Source organism: Streptomyces sp. NBC_00289, from assembly GCF_041435115.1.
Lineage (GTDB): Bacteria > Actinomycetota > Actinomycetes > Streptomycetales > Streptomycetaceae > Streptomyces.
On sequence record NZ_CP108046.1, the window covers coordinates 6440793 to 6453194 of the forward strand.

The 12402-nt window shown below is 70.9% G+C and carries 8 protein-coding genes; 5 read left to right on the plus strand and 3 right to left on the minus strand.

Annotation, left to right across the window (positions count from 1 at the left end):
* Positions 1 to 218 precede the first annotated feature (218 nt).
* The 3 genes from OG985_RS29265 to OG985_RS29275 form a co-directional block, all read right to left on the minus strand.
* Positions 219 to 821 (minus strand): hypothetical protein, encoded by a 603-nt coding sequence (locus OG985_RS29265; RefSeq protein WP_371671329.1) that lies wholly within the window; start codon positions 819 to 821, stop codon positions 219 to 221.
* Positions 822 to 935: 114 nt separating this feature from the next.
* Positions 936 to 1739 (minus strand): endonuclease I family protein, encoded by an 804-nt coding sequence (locus tag OG985_RS29270; RefSeq protein WP_371671330.1) that lies wholly within the window; start codon positions 1737 to 1739, stop codon positions 936 to 938.
* Between the two features lie 197 nt (positions 1740 to 1936).
* The gene (locus tag OG985_RS29275; protein WP_371671331.1) at positions 1937 to 4186 is read right to left on the minus strand and encodes an ArnT family glycosyltransferase; all 2250 of its coding nucleotides are present in this window, start codon (positions 4184 to 4186) and stop codon (positions 1937 to 1939) included.
* Between the two features lie 155 nt (positions 4187 to 4341).
* On the opposite strand from OG985_RS29275, the gene OG985_RS29280 reads away from it, so the two are divergent.
* The 5 genes from OG985_RS29280 (at position 4342) to OG985_RS29300 (ending at position 12382) form a co-directional block, all read left to right on the plus strand.
* Entirely contained in the window at positions 4342 to 5199 is an 858-nt protein-coding gene (locus OG985_RS29280; protein WP_371671332.1) for a serine hydrolase, read from the plus strand.
* 47 nt (positions 5200 to 5246) lie between these two features.
* Positions 5247 to 6251, plus strand: a complete 1005-nt coding sequence (locus OG985_RS29285; protein ID WP_371671333.1) for an esterase-like activity of phytase family protein — start codon at positions 5247 to 5249, stop codon at positions 6249 to 6251.
* Positions 6252 to 6583: 332 nt separating this feature from the next.
* Complete coding sequence (locus OG985_RS29290; RefSeq protein ID WP_371671334.1) at positions 6584 to 10300, plus strand: ABC transporter ATP-binding protein; 3717 nt, start codon at positions 6584 to 6586, stop codon at positions 10298 to 10300.
* A gap of 131 nt (positions 10301 to 10431) precedes the next feature.
* On the plus strand, positions 10432 to 10818 hold the full coding sequence (locus OG985_RS29295; protein WP_371671335.1) for a hypothetical protein: 387 nt from the start codon (positions 10432 to 10434) through the stop codon (positions 10816 to 10818).
* Between the two features lie 118 nt (positions 10819 to 10936).
* Positions 10937 to 12382: a S28 family serine protease gene (locus OG985_RS29300; RefSeq protein WP_371671336.1), complete on the plus strand. Its 1446-nt coding sequence runs from the start codon at positions 10937 to 10939 to the stop codon at positions 12380 to 12382.
* Positions 12383 to 12402: the final 20 nt, after the last annotated feature.

Here is a 12402-nt window from a genome sequence, read left to right on the forward strand (position 1 = left end):
CTTAGGGGCGCGGGGAACTGCGCGAGAAACCACAACGGACCGGCACCCGCCCACGTGGCCGCCCCCCGATCGCTTAGGGGCGCGGGGAACTGCGCGAAAAAGCCACAACGCACCCGCACCCGCCCACGTGGCCGGCCCCCGATCGCTTAGGGGCGCGGGGAACTGCGCGAAAAACCACAACGCACCCGCACCCGCCCCACCGCCCCGCGCCCCCCCGTTCAGCTGAACCAGAAGAAGATCGTGTCCGCACTCCGGCCCAGCTTCTGCGCGCTCTCCCACTCCTCCGCCTCGAACCGCATCAACCCGGCGAACTTACGCGCCGTGTCCTGGTATTCGGGGCTCAGCCGATCGTGGACGGCCTCGTACACGTCGGCGAGCGCGGCGGCCCGTTGGGCGGGCAGGATCCCCACCGAGGGAAACGCGTCGCCGGGGTGCGGCAGCCGTATCGGCGGACCGCTGAACAGGAACGAGCCCGGCAGGAGGTCGGACGGCACACCGTGCCGGACCAGTTCGTCGTCCATGCGGTAGAACCAGGACGGCCACCGCCACACCCCGAGGTCGGTGGTGTCGGAGAAGTGGGACGCCACCGCCTCGTGGAAGGCGTAGGTGTACGCAGGGCTCAGCTCCACGCTGGGCGTTCCCTCGATCAGTTCGTCGAGCGCCTGACTCACGGTCACGTCGAGTTCGATGTGCTGCTCGCGGAACCGGGCGTCGGTCCGCGCGCAGCGTTCGCGTACGACTCCGAGGACCCGTTCCTGTTTCTCCGTGCGTTCCACCGCCGTGAGCAGACGGATCACGTCGCGCATGTCCCCGGTGCTCATCTCCAGGCAGTAGCCCACTCTTTCCTCCCCGTTGGCCGGACGACTGCGTCCATGATCCGCAACGGGGTGAGGGCGCGGTGCGGCGGGGGGCACCGCGCCCGGCGAACAGCGGTCCTACCAGATCGCCTCGACCCACTCCGGGTGGTCGATGAACGGGTTCCGGTTGTGCTGGTAGGTGTCGTAGATGACCTGGTTGCGCTTCTCCTCGAAGGCGCTGGGCGGGTCCGCCTCGTTCCAGGCCTTGAGGACGGAGAGCTTGCCCATGTACGGGTTGCTGCCGTTGCCGACCTTCTCGTTGGGCTCCAGGTCGGCGAAGCCGTCGTCACCCTCGTAGCGCACGGCCATGTAGAGGATCATGCGGGCCACGTCGCCCTTGTCCGCGGCGCGCGGCTGGAAGGAGTCGGAGTCGACGAGGCTGCCGCCACCGCCCGAGACCGTGCTGCCGCCGTTGTCGAAGTCCAGGTTGCCGCGGATGCTGTTGACCTGCACGTCCGCGGGACGCAGGTGGTGCAGGTCGGTGCCGGGCCCGGTCACCTCGCCGAAGTCGCCGTGGGACTTGGCCCAGGTGTGCTCGCGGTTCCAGTCGCCGACGTCGCCGCCGTTGAGGGACTTGCTGCGCGAGACACCGCTGTACAGCAGGATCACGTTGCTGCTGTTGTTCGGGTCCTGGTCGGTGACCTTCAGGGCGTTCCAGACGGCGGAGTACGAGATCTTCGTCTGGCTGCTGATGATCGTGTGCAGCGAGGACTTGAGGCTGCTTCCGGTCTTGCCGACCGCGTTCTTGTAGTACGTCGAGTCGTACGCCGTCGTGGTCGCCGCGGCGGGGGTCGCGGTGAGGGCGGGAACGGTGAGGCCGACCAGGACGGTGGCGGTGGTGAGCGCCACCGACTTCCAGTGGCGTAGGCGTGTCGCCGGCATGTAGGGGGTCCCATCTACGCGGGTTGAATGGAGGCGGCAATCGGGAGAGTGGCATGGACATGCAGGCTTGTCCATGAACCGAACGTGTCCATCGAATGACGGAGTCCGGCAATTTGCCCCTCATCTACGCGAGTTGACGTACCAAAACGGCCCCTGACCGAAGGTCAGGGGCCGTCGTGTGCCGATCCGGGCCGGCGTCAGCTCACGTCGGAGGCGTCCAGGCGATAGACCGCCGAGGTGGTGCTCTGCCCGGCGGACGACGAGGACGAGGACGACGACGTCGACGCGTCCGAGGACGCCGTCTTGCTGTAGGCGCTCTCCTTCACCGCCGTCCCGTTCTTCTGCACCCACGCGGTGACCTCGGAGCTGACGTCCGAGCCGCCGCCCATGCCCCCGCCCATCCCGCCACCGAGCTGGATGTAGTGCAGCTCGCCCTTCTTCACCAGCTCCTTGAGCCGGGTGAGCGTCATCGCCTTGTCGGAGCCGGACCAGCCCCACATGGAGATGACGGGCTCGCCGCTGCTGAGGATGAGCTGGGCGGCGCTCTGCGAACCGGACACCGCGAGCAGCCACTTGGCGCCGTCCTGGTGCTTCTTCAGGTAGGAGACGAGCTCGCTGCTCGCGCCGCCCATGCCGCCGCCGCCCAGGCCGCCGCCACCGCCCGGCTGGCCGCCGGTACCGGCGCCGCCCTCGGCCGTACCACCGTCGCCTGTCGTGCCGTTGGTGCCCCCGGGCGGCGTGCCGCCCGTCTCACCGGTGCCCCCCGGGGCGCCCGGCAGTTCGCCGTTCCCGCCGCCCGGCATCATCTGACCGCCGCCGGGCAGCTCGCCGGTGCCCTGGCCGCCGTCGGCCCGGCTGTTCTGTCCGTCCTGCGGCTGACCGCCGGGGAAGCCGCCCCGGTTGCCGCCACCGCCGCCGCCGCCGGGCCCGCCGCCGAAGCCGCCGCCCGTCGAGGGGCCGGCCGTCGGGTTCGTACCGCCCATGCCGCCGCCCGAACCGGACGGCACCGACCAGGCGTAGGCCGTCGGGCCCGCCACCGCCGCGACGACGGCCGCGGCCACGGAGGCCGCCAGCAGCCGAGCGCGGTCGCCGGAGCGGAAGACGAGGAGACCGGCGATCGCCAGCGCCATGACGACCGCGATCGCCGGCCACAGCCAGGTGTTCCAGCCGGAGGACCGCCGCAGCAGCACGACCGCCCACACCGCGGTGACCGCGAGGCCGGCCGGCAGCACCCACACCCACCGCCGGTCGGTGTGGAAGGCGCGCAGCAGCAGCACTCCGCCGCCACCGCACAGCGCCGCGATGCCCGGGGCGAGCGCGGTCGTGTAGTAGGGGTGCATCGTGCCCTCGGCCATGGCGAAGGTCAGGTAGTGCAGCGCGGTCCAGCCGCCCCACAGCACCAGCGCGGCGCGCGTCAGGTCGGTGCGCGGGGCGCGGCCGCACAGCACCAGGCCGCCGACGCAGGCGATCGCCGCGAAGGGGATCAGCCAGGAGATCTGGCCGCCGAGGATCTCGTTGAAGAGCCGGCCGAGGCCCGCGGTTCCGGAGAAGCCGCCGCCCCCGCCGCCGCCCCCGCCGTTGCCCTCGCCGCCGAAGACCCGGCCCAGGCCGTTGTAGCCCATGATCAGGTTCCAGGCGGTGCCGTCCGTCGAGCCCCCGATGTACGGCCGGTCGTCGGCCGGGACCAGGGACACGGCAGCCGCCCACCAGAAGCTGGAGACCGCCAGGGCCACGGCCGCGAGCAGCAGGTTCACGATCCGCTTCACGAGCCGGGGCCGGGCCGCGTACAGATACACGGCGAAGACGGCGGGCAGCGCGATGTAGCCCTGCAGCATCTTCGTGTTGAAGGCGAGTCCGAAGCAGACCGCGGAGCCCAGCAGCGGCAGCAGCCTGCCGTCCCGGACCGCGCGCAGTCCGAGCGCCGCGCCGCCCACCATCAGCAGGACCAGCAGCGTGTCCGGGTTGTTGTCGCGGTTGATGGCGACCGTGATCGGGGTCAGGGCGAGGACCAGCGCGGCCACGGTGGCCGCCGCGTGCCCGAACACCCGCTTGACCGAGGCGTGCAGGATCCAGATCGTGCCGAGCGCGGCCGCGACCATCGGGGCCATCATCTGCCAGGTGCCGTATCCGAGGATCCGGCACGACAGGCCCATGACCATGAGGGCGAGCGGCGGCTTGTCGACGGTGAGGAAGTTGCCCGCGTCCAACGAGCCGAAGAACCACGCCTTCCAGCTCTGTGTGCCGCTCAACACGGCGGCGCTGTAGAAGCTGTTCAGGCTGGAGCCTGACAGGTTCCAGGAGTACAGCACCGCCGCCACGACCAGGATGGCGAGCAGGGCGGGAAGCGACCAGCGTGGCGCCTTCTCCCGGGCCGCCGTGGCGGGGTCCGGCGGCGGCCGGTCGGGGGTCACGGTCGTCTGGGGATGCGGATCGGTGGCAGATGTCACCCGCGCAGCGTGTCCGCCCGGGGTGAGTGAGCGCTGTGCCGGAGCTGGCTCCGGGCTGTGAATACGCCAGGAGGCGGTAACGCGTTGCCCAGCCTTTGCCCAACGCGGCAGGCAATCCGTACAACTTTTCGTTCGAACTCGTGAGTCATAGGGGCATGACTCACGGGATACCCAGACGAGCGAGACTGCTCGCGGCCGCCCTCGGCGCCGGCGTGCTCATACCCGTCGTGGCCGGCGCCGCCCCCGCGGCCGCCGCCACGCCGACGGTCAGTTGCACGTCCTCCAACGCGGCCCTGGCGACGAAGCTGAAGAAGGACATCACCGCCGCCCTGGTCAACCGCAAGGGCACCATCGCCGTCGGCCTCTACGACCGCTCCACCAAGACCACCTGCACACTGCGGCCCGCCACCGCCTACGACTCCGCCAGCGTCGTCAAGGTCACCGTCCTCGGCACCCTGTTGTGGGACGCGCAGAAGACCGGCCGCGCTCTCACGGACCGCGAGAAGACGCTGGCCAAGGCCATGATCACCAAGTCGGACAACAGTGCCACCTCCACCCTGTGGGCGCAGTTGGGCCTGACGAAGGTCAAGGGTTTCCTCGCCGCCGCCAACATGACCCGCACCACGCCCGGCGCGAACGGCTACTGGGGCCTGACCCAGATCAACGTGACCGACGAGCAGCGGCTGCTGAAGCTGGTCACCGCGAGCAACACCGTGTTGACCGACAACTCCCGTACCTACATACGGACGTTGATGAGCCAGGTCATCTCCTCGCAGCGCTGGGGTACGCCGTACGGCGCTCCGTCCACCGTCTCCGTGCACGTCAAGAACGGCTGGCTGGAGCGCGCCACGCACGGCTGGCGGGTGCACAGCGTCGGCACGTTCAAGGGCGGCGGCCACGACTACATGATCACCGTGCTCACGCACGGCAACAGCACCATGAGCTACGGGATCAGCACCATCCAGGGTGTCGCCAAGGTCATCCACCGCGATCTGGCCGCGTCCACCGCCTGACGCGTCACGGACGCCCGCCCGTCACCGGCCCGCCCTACGGTGACCCCATGCGCCTGAGAACCGTACTCGCGACCCTCACCGCCGGGCTGGCGGCAGCCACTTGTCTGACCGCCGCCGGTCCGGCGAACGCACAGGAGAACCACGCCTGTTCCCCGTCCGTCTCCCTCCAGGGCTTCTCCGACGCCCTGGACAAGACGACCTACCGGGGCACCTTCGTGGGCAACCTCTCCGCGCTCGCGCAGAACCCGGACGGCTCGCTCGCCGCCCTCTCCGACCGCTCCTCGCTGTTCGGCCTCGACGCGAGGACGCTCGCGCCGACGTCCGTCGTCCCGCTCGCCGACGAGAACGGCACCGCCCTCGACCGCGACGGCACCCGCCTGGTCACCTCCGAGACCGAGCCGTCGGTGCGCCGCTACTCACGCGACGGCAGGATCCTCGACTGTCTCCCGGTGCCCGACGCCCTCCGGGTCGCCCCGGCCGGCCGCGCCGTCTCCAACGGCACCTTCGAGGGCCTGACGCTCCTTCCGGGCGACCGCACCCTGCTCGCGTCGACGGAGTACGCGCTCTCCGGCGACTCCGCCGGGATCGTCCGCTTCCAGACCTGGAAGCGGACCGGGGGCGACCACTTCCGGCTCGCCGCCCAGTACGCGTACCCGGTCGACGCGGGACTCGGCGTCCCCGAGGTCCAGGCCACGCCCGACGGCCGCCTCCTGGTCCTGGAACGCGGCTTCACCGCGGGCGTCGGCAACACGGTCCGCCTCTACCTGGCCGACCCGCGCCGGGCGACGGACACCAGCGGCGTCGGGAACCTCACGGGCCAGAGCGGCGTACACCTGATCGGCAAAACCCTGCTGACGGACATCGTCACCTGCCCGACCCTGGGCGCCACCGCCGGACAACCCCAGCCGAACCCCCTCCTCGACAACATCGAGGGCATGGTGATCACCGGCAGGAGCAGGGGCGCCCTACGGGTACTCCTGGTGAGCGACGACAACCAGAACACGGCCCAGACGACGCGCTTCTACCGCCTCCGGATCCGCACAACCCCCTGAAGAGGCGCGGGACTGTCCCGCCCGTACGGCTCCGCCGCGCGGCCGCGACGGCCCCCTACAGGGGCGCGGGGAACGGCGCGCCCAGCCCCCACGAACCCGCACCCGCCCTCGAAGGGACGCGGGACAGTCCCGACCGTACGGCTCCGCCGCGCGGGCGCGACGTTGCCCCTATGGGGGCGCGGGGAACTGCGCGACCAGCCCCCCACGAACCCGCACCCCCGCATCGCGCCCCCGCCCCCCGATCCGCGAAGCGAATTGTTGCGGAGGGATGAAATCCGCTTCATTCCGCGTTGGTGTCTTCCGGAAGATCAGGTCGAACGGAAGGCAACGGCGTGGCAGCGCAGCAGGGGGAGACGCGAGGCTGGGCGCGCAGACTCGCCGGATACGCGTGGCGCTACCCGAAGGACGTCGTCCTCGCCCTCGGCGCCTCGCTGGCCGGCATGGCCGTCATGGCGCTGGTCCCGCTGGTCACCAAGGTGATCATCGACGACGTGATCGGCGACCACACCCGCGACATGGCCCCCTGGGCGGGCGCCCTGATCGTCGCGGCCCTGTTCGTCTACGTCTCCGCCTACGTCCGCCGCTACTACGGCGGCCGTCTCGCCCTGGACGTCCAGCACGACCTGCGGACCGAGATGTACGGGACGATCACCCGGCTCGACGGGCGCCGCCAGGACGAGCTGTCCACCGGCCAGGTGGTCGGCCGGGCCACCAGCGACCTCCAGCTGATCCAGGGCCTGCTCTTCATGCTCCCGATGACCATCGGGAACCTGCTCCTCTTCGTCATCTCCCTGGTGGTCATGGCGTCGCTGTCGCTGCCGCTCACACTCGTCGCCCTCGCCGTCGCGCCCGCCCTGTGGTGGATCGCCCGGCGCAGCCGGACGCGGCTGCACCCCGCCACCTGGTACTCCCAGGCCCAGGCCGCCGCCGTGGCCGGCGTGGTCGACGGCGCCGTCAGCGGCGTGCGGGTGGTGAAGGGCTTCGGGCAGGAGGAGCAGGAGACCGGGAAGCTGCGGGAGGTGGGCCGGCGGCTGTTCGCGGGCCGGCTGCGCACGATCCGGCTGAACGCCAGGTACACCCCGGCGCTCCAGGCCGTGCCCGCCCTCGGCCAGGTCGCGATGCTCGCGCTCGGCGGCTGGCTCGCCGTCGGCGGACACATCACGCTCGGCACGTTCGTCGCCTTCTCCACCTACCTCGCCCAGCTCGTCGGCCCGGTGCGCATGCTCGCCGTGGTCCTCACGGTCGGGCAGCAGGCGCGGGCCGGCACCGAACGCGTCCTGGAGCTGATCGACACCGAGCCGTCCCTGACCGACGGCACCAAGGAGCTGCCCGCCGACGCCCCGGCGAGCGTCGAGTTCGACGGCGTCCGCTTCGGCTACGACGACGAGCGTCCCGTGCTGGACGGGCTCAGCTTCGAGATCCGCCCCGGCGAGACCCTCGCCGTCGTCGGCTCCTCCGGCTCCGGCAAGTCCACGGTCTCCCTCCTCCTCCCGCGCTTCTACGACGTGACGCACGGCGCCGTCCTCATCGGCGGCCACGACGTCCGCGAACTCACCCTCGACTCCCTGCGGGCCGCGATCGGCCTGGTTCCCGAGGACTCCTTCCTCTTCTCGGACACGGTGCGCAACAACATCGCCTACGGCCGTCCCGACGCGAGTGACGAGCAGATCGAGGCGGCTGCCCGGGCCGCCCAGGCGGACCGTTTCATCAGCGAGCTGCCCGAGGGCTACGACACCACCGTCGGCGAGCACGGCCTCACCCTCTCCGGCGGCCAGCGCCAGCGTGTCGCGCTCGCCCGCGCCATCCTCACCGACCCGCGCCTGCTCGTCCTCGACGACGCCACCTCCGCCGTGGACGCCCGGGTCGAGCACGAGATCCACGAGGCGCTCAGGCACGTCATGGAGGGCCGGACGACCCTGCTGATCGCCCACCGCCGCTCCACCCTCAACCTGGCCGACCGGATCGCCGTCCTGGACGGCGGCCGCCTGGCCGACCTCGGCACCCATGAGGAACTCCAGCGGCGCTCCGCGCTCTACCGCCGCCTGCTGACCGACCCGGACGAGCTCGGCGGCGTCTCGCCCGGCCACGCCCCGGCGGCGGCACCCCGGGAGGACACCTCCGTACGGGACGAGCTGGACGCGGAGTTCGACGCCGAGCGCGGCATCACGCCAAGGCTCTGGGCGGGCGAACGCGTACCGCGGGACATCGCCATGGAGGGCACGCCGGCGACCCCCGAACTCCTCGCCCAGGTCGAGGCGCTGCCCCCGGCGGACGACGTCCCGGACATCGACGAGGCGGGCGCGGTCACCGCCGAGGAGTCCTACGGTCTGCGCCGGCTGCTGCGCGGCTTCGGCCTGCCCCTCCTGGTCAGCCTCGGCCTGGTCGCCGTGGACGCCGGCATGAGCCTGCTGCTGCCGGTCATGATCCGGCACGGCATCGACCAGGGTGTCTCCGCGGCCGCCCTCGGCGCCGTCTGGACGGCCTCGCTGTTCGCGCTGCTCGCCGTCGGCGTCCAGTGGACGGCCCAGGTCGGCGAGACCCGGATGACCGGACGCACCGGCGAACGCGTCCTGTACTCCCTGCGCCTGAAGATCTTCGCCCAGCTCCAGCGGCTCGGACTCGACTACTACGAGCGGGAGTTGACCGGACGGATCATGACGAGGATGACGACGGACGTCGACGCCCTCTCCACCTTCCTGCAGACCGGTCTGGTCACCGCATTCGTCTCGGTCGTCACCTTCTTCGGCATCATGGGCGCCCTGCTGGTGATCGACCTCCAGCTCGCCCTCGTCGTGTTCGCCACGCTGCCCCCGCTGATCGTCGCCACGTACTTCTTCCGCAAGGCGAGCGTGAAGGCGTACGAACTGGCCCGGGAGCGCGTGTCGACGGTCAACGCCGACCTCCAGGAGTCGGTGTCCGGACTCAGGATCGTGCAGGCCTTCCGGCGCGAGCGGGACGGCGCTCGCCGGTTCGCCGAGCGCAGCGACAGCTACCGGCAGGCCCGTATCCGCGGACAGTGGCTGATCTCCATCTACTTCCCGTTCGTGCAGCTGCTGTCGTCGGTCGCCGCGGCCGCCGTACTGATCGCGGGCGCGGGCCGGGTGGACGCCACGACGCTCACGACCGGTGCGCTGGTCGCCTACCTGCTCTACATCGACCTGTTCTTCGCGCCCGTGCAGCAGCTCTCCCAGGTCTTCGACGGGTACCAGCAGGCCACCGTGTCGCTCGGCCGCATCCAGGAACTGCTGCGGGAACCGACCTCGACCCGGGCCGCCGACGAACCCCTTGAAGTGCCGTCCCTGCGGGGCGAGATCGCCTTCGAGGACGTGCACTTCGCCTACGGCACGGAGGAAGAGGCGCTCAGCGGCGTGGGCCTGCGGATCCCGGCCGGCCAGACGGTCGCCTTCGTCGGCGAGACCGGCGCCGGCAAGTCGACCCTCGTGAAGCTGGTGGCCCGCTTCTACGACCCCACCGGCGGCCGGGTCACCGTCGACGGCACGGACCTGCGCTCTCTCGACATCACCGCCTACCGGCACCGCCTGGGGGTCGTCCCGCAGGAGGCGTACCTCTTCCAGGGCACCGTGCGCGACGCCATCGCCTACGGCCGCCCCGACGCCACCGACGCCGAGGTGGAGGCGGCGGCGCGCGCCGTCGGCGCCCACGAGATGATCGCCACGCTCACGGGCGGCTACCTCCACGAGGTCGCCGAACGCGGCCGCAACCTCTCGGCCGGCCAGCGCCAGCTGATCGCCCTGGCCCGCGCCGAACTGGTGGACCCCGACGTCCTGCTCCTCGACGAGGCCACGGCCGCCCTCGACCTGGCCACCGAGGCCCAGGTCAACCAGGCGACGGACCGCCTCGCCGGCCGCCGTACCACCCTCGTCGTCGCCCACCGCCTCACCACTGCCGCCCGCGCCGACCGTGTCGTGGTGATGGATCACGGTCAGGTGGTGGAGGACGGCACGCACGACGAACTGCTGTCCCTCGGCGGGCGGTACGCCGATCTGTGGCGGACGTTCGTCGGTGAGGACGAGCCGGCGGCGGCCTGAGCGCTCGCCGCCGTGCCCTTGGCCGGGCGAGGAGTCCGTCACCGCTTCCCCGTGATGAATGAGCAACCGTCCGACACGTGTTCGGCGTCCGTACACCAGTACGCTCATTGCCGGGGTGTGGAGGGACGACAGTGGACCGTGGTGCGATACGTCGGCGGCTCGCGGCCGGGGTGGCCGTCCTGACGGCCTCCGGGCTGCTCGCGCTCGTGGCGCCGGCAGACGCGCAGGCCGCCACCTCCTGCTCGGGCCGCAAGGTCCGCACGCTGCCGTTCGCCACCGGCACCGTGCATGTCTTCAAGCGGGGCGGCTACGTCTGTGCCGTCACCCTTCCGGACAATCCCGGTACGAAGCGGCAGATGTCGGTGAGTGTCCAGGCGCGAGGCAGCCGTCCCGTCGTCGACAAGGGCCGCTACGCGCACCGGGCCGGCCCGGTGACCGTGCACGCCGGTCACCGCTGCGTGTGGATCAAGGGCTCGGTGGGCCGGAAGTCGGTCAGTTCCGGCTGGATCCTGTGCTGAGTGGGACCGAACGGGCGGCTCGGGCAGAGGGATTTCCCTCTTCTGCCCATCTCCCCTGGTGCTGAGGTGAGTTGCTCCGCTAGCTTCCGGCGCACATACGTCTCACAGGGGAGTGTGCATGCGCAAGGCGCTCAGATGGCTGCTGGCGCTCACGGTGCTCATCGGCACGTTGAGTACGGCGGGGGCGGCCACCGCCGCCCAACCGGAGGCCACCGGCACCACCGCCACCGACACCGACATCAAGGACCGGCTGCTGGCCATACCGGGGATGAGCCTCATCCAGGAGAAGCCCTACACCGGCTACCGCTTCTTCGTCCTGAACTACACCCAGCCGGTGGACCACCGCCACCCGTCCAAGGGCACGTTCCAGCAGCGGATCACCGTGCTGCACAAGGACGTCTCCCGTCCGACGGTCTTCTACACCGGCGGCTACAGCGTCTCCACGACCCCGAGCCGCCGCGAGCCGACCCAGATCGTGGACGGCAACCAGGTCTCCATGGAGTACCGCTTCTTCACCCCCTCGCGGCCCGACCCGGCCGACTGGAGCAAGCTGGACATCTGGCAGGCGGCCAGTGACCAGCACCGCATCTTCAAGGCCCTCAAGTCCGTCTACACCAAGAAGTGGATCTCTACGGGAGGCTCCAAGGGCGGCATGACCGCCACCTACTTCGAGCGCTTCTACCCGCGTGACATGGACGGTGTCGTCGCGTACGTCGCCCCGAACGACGTCGTCAACGACGAGGACTCGGCGTACGACCGCTTCTTCACGTCCGTAGGCACCAAGGAGTGCCGCGACCGGCTGAACGCGGTGCAGCGTGAGGCGCTGGTGCGCCGGGAGCCGCTGGAGAAGAAGTACGCGGCCTACGCGGCGGAGAACGGCTACACCTTCGACACCATCGGCAGCCTGGACCGGGCCTACGAGGCGGTCGTCCTCGACTACGTCTGGGGCTTCTGGCAGTACAGCCTGCTCTCCGACTGCGACTCGATCCCGGCGGACGCCAAGAACGCGACCGACGACGACATCTGGAACTCGATCGACACGATCTCCGGCTTCTCCTTCTACACCGACCAGGGCCTGGAGCCGTACACGCCGTACTACTACCAGGCGGGCACGCAGCTCGGCGCGCCGACGATCCACTTCCCGTACATCGAGAAGAAGTACGTCCGCTACGGCTACCAGCCGCCCCGGAACTTCGTCCCGCGCTCCATCCCGATGACGTTCCGGCCGACGGCGATGCGTGACGTCGACACCTGGGTCCGGCACAACGCCCACCACATGCTCTTCGTCTACGGCCAGAACGACCCGTGGGGCGCGGAGCGGTTCTCCGTCGGCAAGGGTGCGAAGGACTCGTACGTGTTCACGGCGCCCGGTCTCAACCACGGCGCGAACGTCGCCGGCCTGGCCGCCGACGAGAAGGCACTCGCCACCGCCCGCATCCTCAAGTGGGCGGGCGTCGCCTCCGCGACCGTCCAGGCGGACCCGGCGGCCGCCAAGCCGCTGGCGAAGTTCGACGCGAGGCTCGACCAGAGGGACGTGGAGCGCGAGCCGGCGCTGCGTCCGTAACTCCGGTGCCGCGCCCGGCC